The organism is Streptomyces sp. NPDC127098 (assembly GCF_042722465.1).
GTDB lineage: Bacteria > Actinomycetota > Actinomycetes > Streptomycetales > Streptomycetaceae > Streptomyces > Streptomyces millisiae.
Genome location: NZ_JBHXFJ010000070.1, coordinates 1 through 19,402 on the forward strand (window position 1 = coordinate 1; position 19,402 = coordinate 19,402).

At 73.7% G+C, this 19,402-nt stretch carries 18 protein-coding genes and 1 tRNA gene; 6 read left to right on the top strand and 13 right to left on the bottom strand.

What is annotated here, in order from left to right; genetic code table 11:
- Window positions 1-470: 470 nt before the first annotated feature.
- Window positions 471-1,694, bottom strand: a complete 1,224-nt coding sequence (locus tag ACFWI8_RS30695; RefSeq protein ID WP_387098253.1) for a pyridoxal phosphate-dependent aminotransferase — start codon at window positions 1,692-1,694, stop codon at window positions 471-473.
- Window positions 1,695-1,785: 91 nt separating this feature from the next.
- On the opposite strand from ACFWI8_RS30695, the gene ACFWI8_RS30700 reads away from it, so the two are divergent.
- The gene (locus ACFWI8_RS30700) at window positions 1,786-2,436 is read left to right on the top strand and encodes a winged helix-turn-helix transcriptional regulator (RefSeq protein ID WP_387098255.1); all 651 of its coding nucleotides are present in this window, start codon (window positions 1,786-1,788) and stop codon (window positions 2,434-2,436) included.
- A 5-nt stretch (window positions 2,437-2,441) separates the two neighbouring features.
- On the opposite strand, the gene ACFWI8_RS30705 is transcribed toward ACFWI8_RS30700, so the two are convergent.
- Window positions 2,442-3,884: a protein kinase gene (locus ACFWI8_RS30705; protein WP_387098257.1), complete on the bottom strand. Its 1,443-nt coding sequence runs from the start codon at window positions 3,882-3,884 to the stop codon at window positions 2,442-2,444.
- A gap of 151 nt (window positions 3,885-4,035) precedes the next feature.
- On the opposite strand from ACFWI8_RS30705, the gene ACFWI8_RS30710 reads away from it, so the two are divergent.
- Window positions 4,036-5,277 carry an amidohydrolase family protein gene (locus tag ACFWI8_RS30710; RefSeq protein ID WP_387098259.1) on the top strand — a complete coding sequence of 414 codons (1,242 nt, stop codon included), beginning with the start codon at window positions 4,036-4,038 and terminating at the stop codon, window positions 5,275-5,277.
- Here ACFWI8_RS30710 and ACFWI8_RS30715 read toward each other — a convergent pair.
- The 5 genes from ACFWI8_RS30715 to ACFWI8_RS30735 form a co-directional block, all read right to left on the bottom strand.
- Window positions 5,274-6,437 carry an endonuclease/exonuclease/phosphatase family protein gene (locus ACFWI8_RS30715; protein ID WP_387098261.1) on the bottom strand — a complete coding sequence of 388 codons (1,164 nt, stop codon included), beginning with the start codon at window positions 6,435-6,437 and terminating at the stop codon, window positions 5,274-5,276. The genes ACFWI8_RS30710 and ACFWI8_RS30715 overlap by 4 nt on opposite strands.
- A 60-nt stretch (window positions 6,438-6,497) precedes the next feature.
- Window positions 6,498-6,965 carry a hypothetical protein gene (locus ACFWI8_RS30720; RefSeq protein ID WP_387098263.1) on the bottom strand — a complete coding sequence of 156 codons (468 nt, stop codon included), beginning with the start codon at window positions 6,963-6,965 and terminating at the stop codon, window positions 6,498-6,500.
- 15 nt (window positions 6,966-6,980) lie between these two features.
- A complete protein-coding gene (locus tag ACFWI8_RS30725) occupies window positions 6,981-7,796 on the bottom strand; it encodes a class I SAM-dependent methyltransferase (protein ID WP_387098265.1) in 816 nt (271 codons plus the stop codon).
- 16 nt (window positions 7,797-7,812) lie between these two features.
- On the bottom strand, window positions 7,813-8,580 hold the full coding sequence (locus tag ACFWI8_RS30730) for a phytanoyl-CoA dioxygenase family protein (protein WP_387098267.1): 768 nt from the start codon (window positions 8,578-8,580) through the stop codon (window positions 7,813-7,815).
- Window positions 8,581-8,791: 211 nt separating this feature from the next.
- Window positions 8,792-9,892, bottom strand: coding sequence for an alkene reductase (locus ACFWI8_RS30735; RefSeq protein WP_387098269.1), 1,101 nt, complete (start codon window positions 9,890-9,892; stop codon window positions 8,792-8,794).
- A gap of 64 nt (window positions 9,893-9,956) precedes the next feature.
- Here ACFWI8_RS30735 and ACFWI8_RS30740 point away from each other — a divergent pair, with 64 nt between their 5' ends.
- The 4 genes from ACFWI8_RS30740 to ACFWI8_RS30755 all read left to right on the top strand — a co-directional run bounded on the left by ACFWI8_RS30740 (window position 9,957) and on the right by ACFWI8_RS30755 (window position 13,859).
- The gene (locus ACFWI8_RS30740; protein ID WP_311596794.1) at window positions 9,957-10,325 is read left to right on the top strand and encodes a MerR family transcriptional regulator; all 369 of its coding nucleotides are present in this window, start codon (window positions 9,957-9,959) and stop codon (window positions 10,323-10,325) included.
- An 87-nt stretch (window positions 10,326-10,412) separates the two neighbouring features.
- Window positions 10,413-11,381, top strand: coding sequence for an aldo/keto reductase (locus tag ACFWI8_RS30745; protein WP_387098271.1), 969 nt, complete (start codon window positions 10,413-10,415; stop codon window positions 11,379-11,381).
- A gap of 421 nt (window positions 11,382-11,802) precedes the next feature.
- Window positions 11,803-12,450, top strand: coding sequence for a PadR family transcriptional regulator (locus ACFWI8_RS30750; protein ID WP_387098273.1), 648 nt, complete (start codon window positions 11,803-11,805; stop codon window positions 12,448-12,450).
- 203 nt (window positions 12,451-12,653) lie between these two features.
- Window positions 12,654-13,859 (top strand): FAD-dependent monooxygenase, encoded by a 1,206-nt coding sequence (locus tag ACFWI8_RS30755; protein WP_387098275.1) that lies wholly within the window; start codon window positions 12,654-12,656, stop codon window positions 13,857-13,859.
- Between the two features lie 258 nt (window positions 13,860-14,117).
- On the opposite strand, the gene ACFWI8_RS30760 is transcribed toward ACFWI8_RS30755, so the two are convergent.
- From ACFWI8_RS30760 to ACFWI8_RS30785, 6 genes are all read right to left on the bottom strand, one after another.
- On the bottom strand, window positions 14,118-14,546 hold the full coding sequence (locus tag ACFWI8_RS30760) for a hypothetical protein (protein ID WP_387098277.1): 429 nt from the start codon (window positions 14,544-14,546) through the stop codon (window positions 14,118-14,120).
- 298 nt (window positions 14,547-14,844) lie between these two features.
- Window positions 14,845-14,919: transfer RNA gene (locus ACFWI8_RS30765), tRNA-Cys, on the bottom strand.
- A gap of 115 nt (window positions 14,920-15,034) precedes the next feature.
- Complete coding sequence (locus tag ACFWI8_RS30770; RefSeq protein ID WP_387098279.1) at window positions 15,035-15,793, bottom strand: GntR family transcriptional regulator; 759 nt, start codon at window positions 15,791-15,793, stop codon at window positions 15,035-15,037.
- 20 nt (window positions 15,794-15,813) lie between these two features.
- Window positions 15,814-16,854: a Gfo/Idh/MocA family protein gene (locus tag ACFWI8_RS30775; protein WP_387098281.1), complete on the bottom strand. Its 1,041-nt coding sequence runs from the start codon at window positions 16,852-16,854 to the stop codon at window positions 15,814-15,816.
- An 858-nt stretch (window positions 16,855-17,712) separates the two neighbouring features.
- Complete coding sequence (locus ACFWI8_RS30780) at window positions 17,713-18,621, bottom strand: sugar phosphate isomerase/epimerase family protein (protein ID WP_387098283.1); 909 nt, start codon at window positions 18,619-18,621, stop codon at window positions 17,713-17,715.
- On the bottom strand, window positions 18,618-19,400 hold the full coding sequence (locus ACFWI8_RS30785; RefSeq protein WP_387098285.1) for an ATP-binding cassette domain-containing protein: 783 nt from the start codon (window positions 19,398-19,400) through the stop codon (window positions 18,618-18,620). Before ACFWI8_RS30785 ends, ACFWI8_RS30780 begins: the two co-directional genes overlap by 4 nt.
- Between the last annotated feature and the right edge of the window lie 2 nt (window positions 19,401-19,402).

The following is a 19,402-nucleotide window of genomic DNA, read 5'->3' on the forward strand; positions in this document are numbered from 1 at the left end:
GCCGAGGCCCAGCCGGCCAGCCGGCGCGGGTGGGGCGGAGCCGCTCACCCGGCGGATCAGCCGGCCGCCACCTGCGGCACGGCCGCACGGCCGCCGCTGCGGGCGGGCCCGACGCGGCCGAGGACCAGCGGCCGCTGCGGCGCCCGTGGGCCGCCCCCACCCGACCGGACCTCCGGCCCGATCCCCAGCGAACGCGCCGGCCCCTCGTCCGCGACGCGACTGCCGCCGCAGGCAAGCCGAACGCGGCGGCCGAGGCCCAGCCGGCCAGCCGGCGCGGGTGGGGCGGAGCCGCTCACCCGGCGGATCAGCCGGCCGCCACCTGCGGCACGGCCGCACGGCCGCCAGTGCGGGCGGGCCGACGCCGATCCTGCGGCGCCCGTAGGCCGCGCCCACCCGACCGGCCCTCCGGCGAACACGCCGGCCCCTGGTCCGCGACGCGACTGCCGCCGCAGGCGGGCTCGGCGCGGCGGTCAGCCGGCCGTCGGCTGTCGGTAGCTCGCGAGGAAGCGGCCGATGCGGCTGATGGCGGATTCCAGGACGTCGGCGTGTGGCAGGGTGAGGATGCGGAAGTGGTCAGGGCGGGGCCAGTTGAAGCCGGTGCCCTGGACCACCTGGATCTTCTCGCGGAGCAGCAGGTCGAGCACGAACCGCTCGTCGTCGACGATCGGGTGCACCTTGGGGTCGATCCTGGGGAAGGCGTAGAGCGCGCCCTTCGGCTTGACGCAGGAGACGCCGGGGATCTCGTTGAGCTTCTCCCAGGCCACGTCCCGCTGTTCGCGTAGCCGGCCGCCGGGCAGCACCAGGTCCTCGATGGACTGCCGGCCGCCGAGGGCGGCCTGGATGGCGTGCTGCGCGGGGGTGTTGGCGCACAGCCGCATGGAGGCGAGGGTGGTCAGGCCCTCCAGGTAGTTCTTCGCGTGCTGGCGCGGGCCCGAGACGACGACCCAGCCGCTGCGGAAGCCGGCCACCCGGTACGCCTTGGACAGGCCGCTGAAGGTGAGGCACAGCAGGTCGGGGGCGAGCAGGGCGGCGCTGTGGTGGACGGCGTCGTCGTAGAGGATCTTGTCGTAGATCTCGTCCGAGAACACCATCAGGTGGTGGCGGCGGGCGAGGTCGAGGATGCCCTCCACGATCTCGCGCGGATAGACCGCCCCGGTGGGGTTGTTGGGGTTGATGATGACGACGGCCCGGGTGCGGTCCGTGATCTTGGCGGCCATGTCGGCCAGGTCCGGGTACCAGTCCGAGGACTCGTCGCAGAGGTAGTGCACCGCCTTGCCGCCGGCCAGCGTCGTCACGGCTGTCCACAGCGGGAAGTCGGGGGCCGGGATGAGGATCTCGTCACCGTCCTCGACGAGCGCCTGCACCGCCATGGACACCAGCTCGGAGACGCCGTTGCCGAGGAAGACGTCGTCCACGTCGACGTCCGTCATGCCGCGCTCCTGGTAGTGCTGGGCCACGGCCCGGCGCGCGGGGAGGATGCCACGGGAGTCGCTGTAGCCGTGGGCCTTCGGGAGGGTCCTGATGATGTCCTGCAGGATCTCCTCGGGCGCCTCGAAGCCGAAGAGCGCCGGGTTGCCCGTGTTGAGCCGCAGCACGCTGTGACCCGCCTCTTCCAGGGCGTTGGCGTGCTCGATCACCGGCCCGCGGATCTCGTACAGGACCTGGCTGAGCTTGCTCGACTGCCGGAACTCCATGGCGCCGGACCTCCCTGTGGCGTGTGCGTCCACTTGGTTCTACCAAGTGATGACTTGGAAAGTCCAACCAAAACTTCCTACACTGATCGCCATGCCACGCCGAAGCTACGACCAGTACTGCGCCATCGCCCGGGCTCTCGACACCATCGGTGACCGCTGGACCCTGCTGATCGTGCGGGAGTTGCTGGCCGGCCCGCGCCGCTACACCGACCTGCACGCCGACCTGCCGGGCGTCAGCACCGACGTGCTGGCCTCCCGGCTCAGGGACATGGAGCGCGACGGTCTGCTCACCCGGCGCCGCCTGACCACGGGCGGCGCCGCCACCGCGTACGAACTCACCCCGCAGGGGCGCGGCTTGCTGCCGGTGCTGGGTGCGCTCGCCACCTGGGGCGGACCGGCACTCGACGAGCGCCGTCCCACCGACGCGGTGCGCGCCCACTGGTTCGCCATCCCGTTGATGGACCGGCTCCGCCCGCTCGCCGCGGAGCACCGGGGCGTGATGGAGGTGCGGCTGCCCGAGGGCGTCTTCCACCTGCTCCTCTCCGACGGCCAACTCGCCTACCGTGACGGCCCGGTCGAGTGGGCCGACGCCCGCCTCACGCTGGACACCGACACCTGCCGGGCGCTGGCCGCCGGCTCCCTCACCGCCGAGGACGCGATCGCGGCCGGCCGCCTCGACCTCACCGGCGACACCCCGCTCGCCGACGCGGTGCGCGGGGCGACCGCGTTGACGCGGAGCTGAACCGGTCAGCTCCGCAGGATCCTGCCCTGCCCGTCCGTGGCGTTGCGGCTCGCGAGCAGCACGATCCCGTCGACCAGCGCCCAGATCCCGCAACCGCCGCAGGTGAACAGCTGGGCGAGCCCGATGCCGACGTGGCCCAGGTAGAAACGGCCGATGCCCAGGCTGCCCAGGAAGATCTGCAACAGGCCGGCGGCGATCCGCGACTTGTTGGAGAGCGGCCTGCCGTAGGCGTCGACGCCGAACGGCGCGTACGCGAAGTACCCGCCGGTCACCATCGGGTAGCCCATCCCCTGCAGGGGCAGCGGCCCGGTCGAGCCGCCCGGCACCGGATAGCCGGGCGCCGGCGTGCCGTACGTGTACGACACGGGCTGGGGCTGCGGCTGCGGCTGCGGCTGCGGGTAGCTCAGGGGCAACGCCGGCGCGGGGGCCGGCGGTGGGGTGTGCTGCCGCGGCGGGGGCGGCGGCCCCGAGGAAGCCGTCATCGTCGGCATGTTGTACGGCGTGCCGGACGGCACCGGCGGCCCGGCCTTCGGATCCGCGAGCTCGGGACCGCCGAGCGCGAGCAGCCCGGCAGCCTCCTTGCCGAGCCGCGCGGTGAGCGCGGCCGGCAGCCACACGCCCTCCTCGGCGTCCGGGTCCACGTGCCTGGCCGCCTCCTCCGCCACCTCGCGGGGCGTCGGCCGGCGCGTCGACTCCTTGTCCAGGCAGCGCTCCACCAACTCCCGCAACGGCCCGGTCAGCCCGCCGAGGTCCGGCCGCTCGGCGATCACCCGGTGCATGAGGGTGTGCGCCGCCGAGTCACGGTCGCCGAACGGGCCGGTCCCGGTGGCGGCGTACGCCAGCACCGCGCCGAGACCGAACACGTCGCTCGCCTCGGTCAGCCGCTCGCCGCGCACCTGTTCGGGCGCCATGTAGCCGGGCGAGCCCACCGCGATCCCGGTGCGGGTGGCGACGCTGGCGTCGGCGGCGCGGGCGATCCCGAAGTCGATGACCCGCGGCCCCTCCAGAGTGAGCAGCACGTTGGACGGCTTGAGGTCGCGGTGCAGCACGCCCGCGCCGTGGATCGCGTCCAGCGCGCTCGCCAGACCCTCCGCCAACCGCCACACGGAGAACTCGGGCAGGGCGCCGTGCAGCTCCTCCACCACTCGGGTCAACGCGGGGCCGGGCACGAAGCCGGTCGCCAGCCAGGGCAGTTCGCCCTCGGTGTCCGAGTCGAGCACCGGCATCGTCCACTCGCCCGACACCCGCCGGGCCGCCGCGACCTCCTGCCGGAACCGGCGGCGGAACTCCGGTTCGTGCGCCAGGTGCGGGTGGATCAGCTTGATCGCGACCGTCCGCCCCTCCGGTGTCCGGCCGAGGAACACCTGGCCCATCCCGCCCATGCCCAGGCGTCCGAGCAACCGGTACTCACCCAGCGTCCGCGGATCACCGGTACCCAACGGATTCATGCGTCACCCGCCCTCGTCCCCCAACGCCCCCGCCACACCGTGACGCACATTCTCCATCCGGGCGTTCCACACGGGGGTCCCCGGCACGTCACGGTATGGCGACGGCTACGCTCCGTCGCGCACGCCCCGGAACGTGATAAACCGGGCAGCCATGGAACGTCTGCTGATCCGCACGGCCCTGCTGATCGACACCGACCCCGAGGCCGTCGCCCTCCCGGCCCACGACCTGCTGATCGAGGACGGCCGCATCGCCGCCGTCGGCCCCGGCCTCGCGACGCCGCGCGAGGCCACGGTCATCGACGGCCGCGAGCTGATCGTGCTCCCCGGCTTCGTCGACGCCCACCGCCACGTCTGGCAGGCCGCGCTGCGCGGCGTCGCCGCCGACGACTCCGACCTCGGCGGGTACCTCACCCGCGTACTCGGCGAGATCGCACCCCGCTACCGCCCCTCCGACGTCCACGTCGGCACGCTGGCCGGCGCGCTGGAGTGCCTGGCCTCCGGGATCACCACCGTCCAGGACTACGCGCACATCCTGTTCACCCCGGACCACGCCGAGGCCGCGATCCTCGCCCTGCGCGGCGCCGGCGTCCGGGCCGTACTCGCCCTCGGCCAGCCGCCGTTCGGCGAGGGGCTGACCCCGGACCAGGTCCGCGCCGTCCACCGCGAGCACTTCGCGACGGCCCCCGACGACCTGGTCACCCTGGCGCTCGCGCCCCTGGGCCCCGCCTACTCCCCCATGGAGTCCGTCGAGGAGTACTGGGGGCTCGCCGCCGAGCTCGGCCTCCGCCTCTACACCCACATCGCCAGCGGCCCGGTCGCGGAACGCCCGATCGCCGCCCTGCGCTCGGCCGGCCTCCTCGGCCCGAACATCACCTTCGCGCACGGCAACTCGCTCCCCGACGACGAGATCGCGCTGATCGCCGGGGCCGGCGCGGCCGTCGTCGCCTGCCCCGTCGTCGAGGCCCGCATGGGCTTCGGCCCGCCGCTCCCGGACCGGCTGCGCGCGCACGGCGTCACCGCCGCGCTCGGCGTCGACATCGTCAGCGCCACCGCCGGCGACATGTTCTCGCTGATGCGCGCCGCCCTGGCCGGTGGCCGCCTCTCCCCCGCCGACGTCCTGCGCCAGGCCACCATCGGCGGCGCCACGGCCCTGGGCCTCGCCGACCGCGTCGGCTCCCTCGGCGTCGGCAAGCAGGCCGACCTCGTGCTGCTGCGCGCCACCGACATCAACCTGCTCGGCGGCCGCCACGACCCCGTCGCCACGGTCGTCACGGCCGCCCACCCCGGCAACGTCCACACCGTCCTGGTCGCCGGGCAGCCCGTCCCGCTCGACGTGCCCGCCGACCTCACCACGGCGCTGGCGGCCTCGGCCGCGCACGTCACGGCCGGCTAGCCGGCCGTCGCCCGGACCTCCCGGCACTCCTTCTCGACCGTGCCCTGGTAGAGGCACACCCGCACCACCGGCGAACTCGCGGTCCCGGCGGGCGCGTTGAAGGTGTAGCAGCGGTCGGCGAAGGCCGGGTCGTTGCCGGTGAGGAGGCGGGTGGAGCCGGAGTTCGCGGAGACGTAGGCACGGACGCCCCAGCCGTCGGCGAGGTTGTCGCAGACCCGGAGCCGGACGCTGTTGTCGGCGTAGGCCGTGGCGTTGGCCCAGCCGGCGTCCTGGCCGGCGCCGGCCAACACCGTGCCGGTGGTGGCGAGTCGGGGCTCGTGCACCGCCACGTCGACCACCACCGGGCGGTGGTCGGAGGCCGAGGTCGTCACGGTCCTGGCCGCCGTCACGTCGAACGACGGGGTGGCGTAGACGTAGTCGATCCGCGCGTCGTCCCCGTTGCCGGGCAACGTCACTGTCCCGGCACCCGTGTTGGGGTTGAGCTGCGTCCAGGCGTCGAGCCAGCCGGGGGCGGCGAACCAGGGCCGGATCTCGTTGTCGGGGCGGGCGTTGAGGTCGCCGGTGAGCAGCATCGGCGTGCGCATCGTGGTGGACGCGGAGACCCGGTCGACGACCTCACGCGCCTGCCGGTTGCGTCGTTCGGTCGCCTCCGCGCCGACGCCCGAGGACAGGTGCGTCGTGTAGACCCGCACGTCCGTGCCGCCGACGTCGATCCGCACCCCACCGAGGCTGCGCCGCACGGCGGTCGTGTCCGCCGGGTACTGCGGCAGCAGCGCGGTCAGCCGCTCCAGGATCGGGTACCGGCTGAGGATCAGGTTCCCGGCCGAGCCGCCGAACGCGTTGTCGTCGCTGCGCGCGAAGTGGGCCTGGTAGCCGGGGAAGGCGTCGAGCAGCGTCTGCCACTGGTTCTCGCCGCCGATCGCGCGGTTGTCGTGCAGCTCCTGCAACGTGACGACGTCCGGGTTCTGCTGCCGGATCACGGACACGATCCGGCTGAAGTCCGTGACGCCGTCCGTGCCCTGGCCGCCCTGCACGTTCCAGTTCAGCACCCGCAACGACACCGGGGCGGCCGCCGCCTGGTCCGAGCCGGTCGTGACCACGCCCAGCACGGCGAGCAGGGCCGCCGCCAACGCACCCACGAGTCCACGCCTTCGACGCACGATCGCCTCCACTCGTCGATTGTCATGTCGGCGACAGGATGTGCTACGCGGGTAGCGCGGTCAAGACCGCGAGGCCGACACCGGGGAGACGGACACCGCCGCGGCCTGACGGGCGAGGGCACGCCGGGCGAGGGAGGCACCGGTGAGGCAGGCCAGCGACGCGGAGATCAGGCCGAAGAACACGGGGTTGACCCAGATGGGGACGATCTCCGTGCCGTCGCACACGACACTCAGCGGGATCACGCTCTCGGAGTCGGGTAGGCGCGTGGGGCCACCGACCGCGAAGTGGCACAGGTTGTCAGGTCGGAAGCTGCTCGCGTAGGTCCACTGCGCGTAGAGGAGGAAGAGGACCGAGCCGCCGGCGGTGATGCCGGCGAGGTGGGTGAACGGCTTGGGGCTGGCGAGGCGCGGCCGGCCCCCCTCCCGCAGGCGGCGGACGGTGTGGGCGACGAGGCCGAAGGCGGACATGAGCAGGACCACGGGCGCCGCGTAGACCACGAAGGCCGAGAGGACCAAGAGGATCTCCATGCCGCATTGTGGGCGCTAGGCGCGCCCCCTCGCCAGCAGCGCCGCGTGCGGCAGCAGCAACTCGCCGTCCTCGGTGAGGAATTCCACGGCCAACCGCTCGAAGCGGGATCTGATCTCAGCGACGACCGGCGCTGGTTGGCGGGTGATCAGCTGGCCGATGGTGGCGACGCCGGCGGCCGGTCCTGTCCACCACTCCTCGGGGGTGGTGCGGTGGTCCCAGCGCAGCGTCGCGCAGGAGGCGCGCGTGAGGCCGGCATCGGTCAGCAGCGCCGCGAGGCCCTGCTCGGTGCGCGGGAAGTCGTCCTCGGCCGCCAGCGCCGGCAGGTCGGCGGGGCGGGTGACGCCGGCGGCCTCGACGGCGCGGCCGAGCAGGGTCTGTCCCGGGGCGGCCGGGGCGGCCCAGACGGTGACCGCGAGGCGCCCGCCGGGGCGGGTGACGCGGCGGAGTTCGGCCAGGGCGGCGCGCGGCCGGCCCACGTGGTTGACGACGAAGTTGCCGACGACGGCGTCGAACTCGCCGTCCGCGAAGGGGAGGTTCGGCAGCGTGGCGAGCCGCACGTCGGCGCCCGGCGCGGCGCGGGCGGCCGACTCCACCATGCTGCGCTCGGCGTCCACCGCCGTCACCCGCGCGCCGCGGCCGGTGGCGGCCACGGCGACGGTCCCGGTTCCGGTGCCGACGTCGAGCAGCCGGGTGCCGCGACCGACCTCCGCGGCGTCCAGGAGCCGCGGCACCGGGTGGGCGCAGAGCCGCGCGAAGCCGGCCGCGTAGGCCGCAGCCCGCCCCGCCCAGGCGCGCCGCTCGGACTGGTCGAACGCGGTCGTCGAGGCCATCGCCGTGCCCCCCTTCTCAGCCGGCCGCTCGGCCCAGCGCCTCGACGACGGGGCGGGCCACCGGGCTGGGGGAGGCAGCGTCCAGGTCGAGCGGTGCTGTCGGTTCGAGCGGGGGCTGGGCCATGAACCGGGGGACGGTGCCCCGGTGCGGCTGGGCCGCGTGCACCAGGAACGGGTGGCACAGGAACACGTCGCCGGTCCGGCCCGTCGCGGTGACCTCCGGGCGCCCCTCGCTGGCGACCACCGCGTCACGGCACAGCTCGAACCACTCGCGCCCGGCGTCCCCCGCGTCCGCCAACAGCGGTGGCACGTCCCGGTGTGAGCCCACCCGGATGCGCGTCGGCGCGTCGTCAGGACCCACCTCGGAGAAGAGGAAGAGCATCAGCAGGGCACGCCCCCGGGAGCGCAGGTTGAGCCGGTAGTCGCCCGCCTCGCCGGCGAAGCTGGCCTCCACGTGCCAGCCGTCGTCGCCCGGCTCCTGGTCGCTGGGGAAGCGCACCGGAAAGGTGCCGAGACCTCCCGGCGCCCGCCACCGGCCCGGGCCCACCAGCTGGTCGAACGCCTCGTGCAGCACCGGGGCGTTGGCCGCGGCGCGGAAGGGCGGGGTGGCGAAGCCGCCCAGCCGGATCACCGGCTCGGTCCATGTCGTGGGGTCGTCCCGGTCGCGACCGGTCGCCTCCCACAGCTCGGCCAGGCACCGGTCGGCGATGTCGGCGGGCACGGCGCCGGCCACCCGGACGAAGCCGTTCTCGACGAATTCCTCGATCTCCGTGGGTGTCAGCACGTGGCCAAGTCTCGGCCCGGGCGCGCGGGCACGACAATCGAATTCCGCCCGGGGGCGCCGCCTGGACTCCGCGGGACGGGCCCTTCCGCTTCCGCCCGACCCGCGCTCGCCGACGCCGGACGGACCAGCGAGTCCGGGCACGCCGCCATGGCGCTGCGCGAGCGGCTCGGCCTTCCGCTGCCGCGCTGGGCCGCCCGCGAAGGATCGCCCCTCATGCCGCCAGCGTCGGGTAGTCGGTGTAGCCGGTCGGGCCGCCCACGTACATCAACTGCCCGTCGCGGAGCGGGTTGAGGGGCGCCCCGAGGCGCAGGCGTTCGACGAGGTCTGGGTTGGCGATGAAGGCGCGGCCCAGCGCGATCACGTCGGCGCCCGCGGCCAGCAGCCGTTCGCCGGCCGCGCGGCCGCCGTCGGCGGGCAGTGGGCCGCCCCAGCCCAGGTTGGGGTTGGCCATCAGGGTGCCGGGCCACCGCTTGGTGAGCTCCTGGTACAGGGCGTCGTCCGCATCCGCGAAGACGACGTGGAGATAGGCGAGTTCGAGGTCCGACAGGGCGTCGACCAGGGCCGGGTAGAGCTCCTCTGTCTCGCCCTCGGCGATGCCGTTGACGGTGTTCCGCGGCGAGATCCGCAGGCCGACCCGGTCCTGACCGATCGCCTCGGCGACGGCCCGGACCACCTGCACCGCGAACCGGACCCGGCCGGCGACGGAGCCGCCGTAGGCGTCGGTGCGGTGGTTGGTGTTGGCGGCCAGGAACTGGTGCAGTAGATGGCCGTTGGCCGCGTGCACCTCGACGCCCTCGAACCCGGCGGCGCGGGCGTTGCGCGCGGCGGCGGCGAAGTCGGCGACGGTGGCGCGGATGTCGTGGAGACTCATCTCGCGGGGCGTGACGGACGGTTGGCGGCCGGTCGGGGTGTGGATCGTCTCCGGCAGCGGGATCGGCGACGGGGCGACGGGGACCAGCCCGCTGTTGTCCGGGTGCCCGACCCGGCCGCCGTGCTGGAGCTGCACGAACATCCGGCCGCCGGCGGCCCGCACCGCGTCGGTGACCCGGCGCCAGCCGGCGACCTGGGCCCCGGTGTGCAGCCCCGGGATGTCGGGGTAGGTCTGGCCGGTCGCGTTGGGGGTGGTGGCCTCGGCGATGATCAGGCCGGCCGAGGCCCGCTGCGCGTAGTAGGTGACCATGAGGTCGCCCGGCACGCCGTCCGCTCCGGCGCGGTTGCGGGTCAGCGGCGCCATGACCAGGCGGTTGGGGAGGTCGAGCGGGCCGAGGCGGGTGGGTTCGAGGAGGGCGGCGGATTCCGGTGCGTGCGTCATGCCGGTACGGTAGAACTTGACATCAATGTCAGATTCAACTCCGACTCTTCGCCGAGGGGGCACCATGCGCGTCGGTGAGCTGGCCCGCCGCACCGGGGTGAGCGAGCGTTCGCTGCGCTACTACGAGCAGCAGGGCCTGCTGCGGGCCGAGCGCACCCCGGGCGGCCACCGGGAGTACGGCGACTGGGCCGTGGACCGGGTGGTCCGGATCCAGGCGCTCTACGCGGCCGGGCTGAACAGCGCGACCATAGCGCGGCTGCTCCCCTGCATGCGTGACACGGACGGCGGCCTCTCGGAGCGCGGCGACGAGAAGCTGGTGGCCGAGCTGACCGCGCAGCGGCACCGCATCGACGGCCTCATCAGGGACCTGCTGCGCTCCCGCGACGTGCTGGACGAGGCGATCGACACGGCCTCGGCGGATCTCGCCCGCTGACCTGGCGCCCGACCGTCGCCTCCCTCGGCCCACGGTGCGAGGATGCGGTCGTTGATCGCTGGTGTGCGACGAGGAGGGGTCGGCGGAATGAGGACCAACAGACTGGGCCGCAGCACGGTCGAGGTGACGGAGCTCGGCTGCGGCGGCGGGCCGCTCGGCGGCCTCTTCGCCTCGCTCGACGACGAGACCGCCGCGGCCACGCTGGCCGCGGCCTGGGACGCCGGGATCCGCTACTTCGACACCTCCCCGCACTACGGCATCGGCCACTCGGAGCGCCGCGTCGGCGCCTTCCTGCGCCACATGCCGCGTGCCGAGTTCACCCTCTCCACCAAGGTCGGCCGCCTCCTCGTCCCGCAGGACACGGCGGGGCGCGTCGACGAGTTCAACGTGCCCGCCACCCACCGCCGGGTGTGGGACTTCTCGCGCGACGGCGTGCTCCGCAGCGTCGAGGACTCGCTCGCCCGCATGGGCGTCGACCGCGTCGACACGCTCTTCCTGCACGACGCAGAGGAGCACTTCGACGCGGCGCTGCGCACCGGCTACCCCGCGCTCGCCGAGCTGCGCGAGCAGGGCGTGGTGGGCGCCATCGGGGCCGGCATGTGGCACACCGGCATGCTCACCAGGCTGGTGCGGGAGACCGACGTCGACGCGGTGATGCTCTCCGGCCACTACACGCTGGTCCAACACGGCGCCCTCGACGACCTGTTGCCGGCCTGCGCCGAGCGTGGCGTCTCCGTCCTCGCCGCCTCGGTCTTCAACTCGGGGCTGCTCGCCACCCCACGCCCCACCGAGGCCGCGACCTTCGACTACGCCCCCGTGTCCCCCGAGGTCCTGCGCCGCGCCCACCGCCTCGCCGACGTCTGTGAGGCACACGGCGTGACCCTGCCGCAGGCGGCGATGGCCTTCCCGCTGCGCCACCCCGCGGTCGCGGGCGTCGTGGTCGGCATGCGCTCCCCCGAGGAGGTCGGGCGGAACGCCGCCCTGTTCGCCGCGGACGTGCCCGAGGCGCTGTGGGACGACCTGCGCGCCGAGGGCCTCATCGACGAACGGGCGTAACGCCGCCAGGAGGGCCGCCCCGCGAGCAGGCACGCGCGCAGGGCCCTCCGCGATGCCACCGGCCGGAACCGGCCCACGATCCGAGGACCGAAGGAACGCGGAGGGACGTCCAGCGGTAGGGCTGCTCGTCTCCTCGTCCGTTGTCTGCTCGTCGTTCGCACGGGCTTCGCTGGCGAACCGGGTCAGCCGGTCCACCAGGTCACGTAGCACATCCGTCGGGCACCGAACGTGTGTATCGCGTCGGAGGTCCCCACCGCACGGTCCCCGAGGGTTCCCGCGATCAGTCGGTGCCCCTTCCTCCCCTCAGCCAGTCCCCGCATGGCTCACGAGGCCGGACAGATCACACCACGACGACTCGCCCCGCGCGGCGATGCGCCGCGGCGGTATACTCGTTGACAAGTACTCGCCTACGAGTGGAGGCATGGTGGCCAAACGACGCAAGGTGGGCAATCTGCTCGCGCTCGCGGTGCTCTCCACCGTCGTGCAGCGGCCCATGCATCCGTATGAGGTGATGTCGCTACTCAGGGCCCGGGGCAAGGAAGCCGACATGGAGATCAAGCTGGGCTCCCTCTACACGGTCATGCGAAACCTGGCCAAGCACGGCTTCGTCGAGGTCGTGGGCACCACACGGGAGGGGGCCCGTCCGGAGCGTACGGTCTACCGGATCACGAAAGCCGGGCAGGCGGAGATGGTGGACTGGGTCCGCGAGCTGGTCTCGACGCCGCAACCGGAGCCGCGGCGATTCACGGCCGGCCTTTCGGTACTCGCGGCGCTCAGCCCCGAGGAGGCCACCGCCCTGCTGCGGCAGCGGCTCGCGCTGCTGGAGCGGGAGTGCGCCGCCCGCCGCGAGTCGCTGACCCACGATCTCCAGACCGTGCCGCGCCTGTTCCTGATCGAGGACGAGTACGAGCTCGCCACCCACGAGGCGGAGGCGGCATGGGTGCGCTCGCTCCTCGACGACCTCAGCTCGGGTACCTTCCCCGGCCTCGCCGAGTGGCGACGCTGGAAGGCCACTGGCGAGATGTCCCCCGCGATGGCCGAGTTGGCGGAACGTGGGGCCGAGGAGTGACCCACAGGCCCGGCGGGGTGTTGCAGCACCGCCGCCGGGCCCTTCGATCCCGAACCGACCGCGCGAGGCGAATCCGGCCGCGAGATGGACACGCGCAACGATACGGAGTCCCCCGCGTAACGGTTCACCGCGCCCTCGGGCGCGAATCAGCCGGCCGGCGCCGCGACCTCGCGGCCCGACCAGAATCCCGACAGGGGGAAACCATGGAGAAGGCAGAGAACGCGCTGGTCATCGGCGGCGGAGTCACCGGCCCCGTGACAGCGATGGCGCTGCGCAGGGCGGGCGTCGACGCCACCGTCTACGAGGCGTACCCACGCCGGTCGGAAGGCATCGGCGGCACCCTCTCGATAGCGCCGAACGGGCTGGCCGCCCTGGAGCTGGTCGGCGCCAGGGCGGCGGTGGAGGCGGTTTCCGAGCCGATCCCGTGGACGGCCATGTCGTTCGGCCGCCGCAAGGTCCGGTTTCCCCAGTTGGAGGACGTGCCGGCGCAGCGGCAGATCCTCCGCGACGACCTGCACCGCGTGCTGCATGACACCGCCGTCGCCGAGGGCATCCGCATCGAGCACGGCAAGCGTCTTGAGTCCGTCGAGGAGCACGCCGACGGCGTCACGGCGCGGTTCGCCGACGGCACGACGGCCACCGGCGACATCCTCGTCGGCGCCGACGGCGTCCACTCCACGGTCCGCGGGCTGATCGATCCGGCGGCCCCCGGCCCCGAGTACACCGGGGTCCTCGGCTTCGAGGCCCTGGTGGACCGGCCGGTCCCGGCCGAGGCTGGCGTCATGCACTTCACCTTCGGCCGGCGCGCCTTCTACCTCTACTGGAAGACCCTTGACGGCCGTACCCGTTGGGCGGCGAACCTGCCGCACGCCGAGCCGCTGCGGCTGACCGAGGCGCGCGCGGTGCCGGCCGAGGAGTGGCTGAAGGTGCTGCGCGAGACCTACGGCGACGACGACCCCGCCGGCGACCTGCTCCGGCATATCGACGCCGACCGACTCCACATCACCGGCGCGACCCACATCATGCCGCGCGTGCCGCGCTGGCACCGCGGCCGTCTCGTCCTGGTGGGCGACTCGGTGCACGCGCCGTCCAACAGTTCGGGCCAGGGCGCCTCGCTGGCCATGGAGAGCGGTATCGAACTGGCCCACTGCCTCCGGGACCTGCCGAACCCGGACGCGGCGTTCGCCGCCTACGAGCGCAGCCGTCGACCGCGGGTCGAGAAGATCGCCGCCGACGCACGGCGGATCAACCAGGCGAAGGCGCCGGGCCCCCTGACGCGGATGGTGATGCCGGTGGTGATGCGGCTGCTCGTGCGGTTCGCGATGAACCCGGAGCGTAGCCTCGGTCCGACGCACCGCTACCGCATCCGCTGGGAGGAGTCCGCCGCCGCGCCGACCGCCGCGCGATGATCACGCGCCGCGCCAGAAGGAGTGGTTGAACTCCACAGCGAGAAGCGGATACCGCCCTGCGCACTCCCCGCGGTGTCCGACCGATCCTGCCGTCCTCCGGCCAGGACGCGCCGTGAGGGGAGGGCCCGGCGACCCAGCCCTACGCGCCTCGAAGGCCACCATCAGCACGGACATCCCTGTTGACAGAAGCCATCAGCCCGCGACCGCATGGCCTTGCGCGAAGGGTCCCGGACCGGTGACGGTCCGGGACCCTTCCGCCTACGCGTCGGTCGCCCAGCGCCAGGTTCCGCCCCGGCAGGACACGACGACGCCGCCATCCCGTACATGCAGGACGTCGTCGTCCTCGTCCCACGTCATGCGCAGGACCTCGTCCTGCGGGTCCCCGCGAAGCACCCTCCTCCACAGCGGATCGGAGGACGCTCCCGGCGTGTGCAGCGCGATGGACCGTACGTCGTCGAGCGTCAAAGTCGCCGGTCCCAGAGGGCGGTACGGCGCTGTCTCCGACTCGGCGTACGCGGCGGCGAAGGCCAACTCCACGCGCAGGGTCTCGCACGTGGGCAGCACGGACAGCCGAAAGCCCTCGGACTCGACGTCGATCTCACCGACGCCGGGAACTCTCCACCCCGAGATCTCCCGCCCGGCCGGGCCGGGCTCGTCGTCGAGGACCGGTGTGCAGCCAACCCACATGGGTGCACCCTCCACTTCACAGCACTCGGGGAGCGCGGGGTGGGAGAGGTCCCGCCCCTCCTGCCCCACGCTCCCCGAGTCTCATGTCAGCTGATGTCGGCTCTCGGCTCTGGGCGGAGCGTCACAGGGGTCGGTCCATCCAAGCACCTCGCCGACCAGGAGGGGAGCGGGATTCTTCGCACCGATCGCGCGTACGACCATCCACTGCGCCAAGGGGGCCGCGGTCGTCTCCGTCGTGCATGGACGGTGCCACCCGCCATACGTCCATGCCTTGCGGAGGGGACGTCGCGGTGGCTCGTGGAGGCCGTGACGAGAATCGAACTCGTGTAATTCGCTTTGCAGGCGAATCCCTGAACCACTCGGGCACACGGCCGGGCGCTTTCGCGTACTCACGACTCTGCCGCCCCACCGGTGGGGGGTCAACGGATCCGGGTGATCCGCAACGGGAACGGCACGGTGGTACACGCGCCGTTCATGAACGCCCCGGCTCAGGGTCGGATCAGGAGCTGGAGTTCGAAGGTGTAGCGGGACGCGCGGTAGAGGTGGGTGCCGTACTCGACGGCGCGGCCGGTGTCGTCGAAGGCGGTGCGCCGCATGCTGAGCAGCGGCGCGCCCGCGGACTCGCCGAGGAGACCGGCCTCCTCGGCGGTGGCGGCGCGGGCGCCGATGGACTGGCGGGCGCTGTGCAGGGCGGTGCCGGCGGCGCGCATCAGCCGGTAGAGGCCGGTGGCCTCCAGGTCCTCGCGGCCGAAGTCGTACAGCTCGCGGGGCAGGTAGTTGCACATGTGCGCCAGCGGCTCGCCGTGGGCGAGGCGGAGCCGCTCGACGCGCTTGGTCTCGGCGCCCTCGGCGATGCCGAGGGCGGCCGCGACCTCGGCCGGCGCCGGGACGGTGGCGACGTCGAGAACCCGGGTGGCCGGCCGCTGCCCGGCGGCCTCCAGGTCCTCGTACAGGCTGCTCAGCTCCAGCGGCCGCCGCACCTGGCTGTGCACCACCTGGGTGCCGACGCCGCGGCGGCGAACCAACAGACCCTTGTCGACGAGGGCCTGGATGGCCTGGCGGACGGTGGGCCGGGAGAGGCCGAGCCGCGCGGCCAGGTCGATCTCGTTGCCGAGGCGGGTGCCGGGCGACAGTCTGCCCTGCTCGATCGCCGCCTCCAACTGCTGCGACAGCTGGTAGTAGAGCGGCACGGGGCTGTTGCGGTCGATGCTGAAACTCACGTCCACCGCGGTTCCCTCCTCGGTCATCGGGTGCTGAATATACGACCTCAGCGGTAGAAGGCCGGGCGGTCGACCATCTCCACGGCGACGCGCTGCCCGGTGCGTTGGGCCGCCACGCCGGCCTCGCAGGCGGCGGCGACGGCGTAGCCGTCCCAGGCGCTCGGCCCGGTGACCTCCCCGCGCCGGGTCGCGTCGACCCACTCCTGCACCTCGCGGTCGTAGGCGTCGGCGAACCGCGCGATGTAGTCCTGCGCGATGGGTCCACCCCAACGGCCGGCGGTGTTGGTGAGCAGGCCGTGCGCCTCGCCGATGCGGGCGGTGCCGTTCTCACAGACGGCCTCGGCCTGCACCTGGTAGCCGAAGCCGGCGGCGGCGAAGATCTCGACGTCGACGAGGACGCCGGCGTCGGTCTCGAAGACGACGAGCTGCGGGTCGCCGATGCCGGGGGCGGCGTGCCGGCTCGGGGTGGGCCGCAGCACGGTGACGGCGGCGATCTCCTGGTCGAGCAGCCAGCGGGCGGCGTCGAACTCGTGCGCCACCGAGTCGTTGATCAGCATCGGCTCGGTGAAGTAGGAGTGGACCGAGACGTTGCGGTGCCGGCAGTGCAGCATCAGGGCCCGGCCGAGCTCGCCGGCGGCCAGTACCTGCTTCAGCTGGGCGTACTCGGCGTCGTAGCGACGCATGTAGCCGACCTGGATGCGGCGGGTGCCGTGCGCCTGCTCGGCTTCGAGGACGCGGAGGGCGCCGGCGGTGTCGGGGGTCATCGGCTTCTCGCACAGCACGGGCAGCCCACGGTCGAGCGCGGCGAGCAGCGTCTCCTCGTGGGCCGGCCCCGGCGAGGCGATCAGCACCGCCTCGACGCCGGGCGCGTCCAGCGCGGCGCTGGCGTCGGCGTGCGCGGTGCAGCCGTCGATGCCGGCGGCGAGTCCCTTGGCCCTGGCCTCGTCCGGGTCGGCGACGGCCGCCACGCGGGCCCCGCTGACCACCTGGTCGATCCGGCGGACGTGATCCGCGCCCATGGTTCCCGTGCCGATGACGGCGACGCCGAGCGTGTTCCTGGCCGTGGCGGTGGTGGTGGTGCTGGTCATGCGCTGTGCACTGCCTTCTTCTCTAGAGATCCCATGAAGTATCCGCGAGCCGGGCCGTAGGCCCGGAAAAAACCGCCCTCCCCGGCCCCGTGCCGGGCCGGCTCCGGCGCGGGGGCTTCGCCCGGACCCCGGCCGGCGCCATCCCGCCGGGCACGGGGCGGAGCCTGGCGGGCCCTTCGGACCAGCCGGCCCCACAGCCCTCCCTCGGGTCCGGGCGAAGCGCCACAGGCCGCCCGCCCGCCCCGGCGGCCGGCGCGAGCCGAGCCTCCGATCCCCGGCCCACCGGGATGCAGGGCGAAGCCCCGCAGGCCCGTCCGGGCCCCAGGCGCTGCCCGGCCGGCGCCGGCCCCCGGGCACGGGGCCGCTGCCCCGCCCCCGGGCTGAAGCCCCGCGCACCCGGCCCGAGCCGGCCCGCAGGCCCCGGTGTGCCTGGCGCACACCAGGCCGCCAGGCGCGGGGCGTAGCCCCGCACACCCCTCGGACCAACCGGCTCCGCACCCCCACGAGGCCCGGGGCGAAGCCCCGGCGAGCCTGGCGGGAGCCCACCGGCCCGGGGCGGACGCGGACGTCCCGCGCGAGCCGGCCCGCAGGCCCGGTGTGCCTGTGCGCACACCAGGCCGCCAGGCGCGGGGCGGAGCCCCGGCGAGCCGCGCGGGCCAGCCAGCTCCGCAGCGCCACGGAATCCGGGGCGCAGCCCCCGGCGAGCCTGGCGGAGGCCCACCGAGCCCGGGGCGGACGCGGGCGTCCGGCGCGAGCCGGGTGTCCGGTCCGAGAACCGGGCGCCCGCCGGCCGGGGTCCGGGGCGGAGCCCCGGGGAGCCGGCGCGGGCCGCCGCGCCGAGGCTTCGCGCCGCCGCGCCTAGGCCCCGCAGGAGGCCAGGAAGCGGCGCGTGCGGTGGGCGATGGGGAGTGGCTGGTCGGGTGGGCAGGGGTACATGTCCTGTTCGACGATGGCGAAGAGTTCCGTGCCGAGGCGTTGGGCCGCCGCCAGGACCGGTGGGAGGGCCGGGACGCCGGTCGGCGGTTCGCACATGACGCCGCGTTTCACGGCCGGCCCGAAGGGGACCTCGTCGGCGATGACGTCGGCGAGGATCGCGGGGTCGACCTGCTTGAGATGGAGGTAGCCGATCCGCTCGCCGTAGGTCTCGATGAGCTTGACGCTGTCGCCGCCGCAGTAGGCGTAGTGGCCGGTGTCGAGGCACAGGTTGACGGCCGAGGAGTCGGTCGCGTCGAGGAAGCGGGTGACGTGCTCCTCGGTGGCGAGGTGGGTGTCGGCGTGCGGGTGGACGACGATGTCGAGGCCGAACTCGTCGCGTACGGCGCGGCCGAGGCGTTCCATGCCGGTGGCGAGGTCGGCGAAGCCGGCGGCGGTGAGCTCGGGTTCCTCGGTGCGTTCGCCGGTCACCGGGTCGCGCCAGAACTCGGGGATGACCACGAGGTGGCCGGCGCCGACGGCCCGGGTGAGGGTGGCGACCTTCGCCACGTGGGCCCAGGTCTCGTCCCAGACGGCCGGGCCCCGGTGCAGGGCGGTGAAGACCGTGCCGGCCGAGACCCGCAGCTCGCGGCGGCTCAACTCGTCGCGCAGCACGGCGGGGTCGGTGGGGAGGTAACCGTAGGGGCCGAGTTCGATCCACGGGTAGCCGGCCTCGGCGACCTCGTCGAGGAAGCGGTGCCAGGGCGTCTGCCGGGGGTCGTCGGGGAACCAGACGCCCCAGGAGTCGGGGGCCGAGCCGACCCTGATCCGGTCCAGTACCGGCGCGTCGCTCATGGTGCGGAGTCTCCTGTCAGTTCGTGGCGCAGCTCGTCCAACTCGGCGCCGCCGGCCATCTGGTGGGTGAGGTGGTCGAGGTCGACGTCGACCCGGTCGGCGCTGAGTTCGACGGTGCCGAGCCGCAGCACCGTGAAGTGGTCGCCGACGAGGTACGCGTGGTGCGGGTTGTGGGTGATGAAGACGACGCCGAGGCCGCGTTCGCGGGCGGCGGCGACATAACGCAGCACGACGCCCGACTGTTTGACGCCGAGCGCCGCGGTCGGTTCGTCGAGGATCAGGACCCGGGCGCCGAAGTGGACGGCGCGGGCGATGGCCACGGACTGCCGTTGGCCGCCGGAGAGCGAGCCGACGGGCTGGTCGACGTCGTCGAGGACGATGCCCATGGCGCGCAGTTCGGCGTCGGCGACGGACCGCATGCGGGGGATGTCGAGACGCTGGAACGGCCAGCGGCCACGGGTGAGTTCGGAGCCGAGGAAGAAGTTGCGCCAGACCGGCATCAGGGTGACGGTGGCGAGGTCCTGGTAGACGGTGGCGATGCCGCGGTCGAGGGCGTCGCGGGGCGTGGAGAACCGGGCCGGTTCGCCGTCGACGAGGAGTTCGCCTGTGGTGTGCCGGTGCAGCCCGGAGATGATCTTGATGAGGGTGGACTTGCCGGCGCCGTTGTCGCCGAGGACGCAGGAGACGCGGCCCGCGTGGACGGCGAGGTCGACGTCGCGCAGGGCGTGGATGTTGCCGTAGGACTTGCCGACGGCACGGAGTTCAACGATGGGAGCCATGG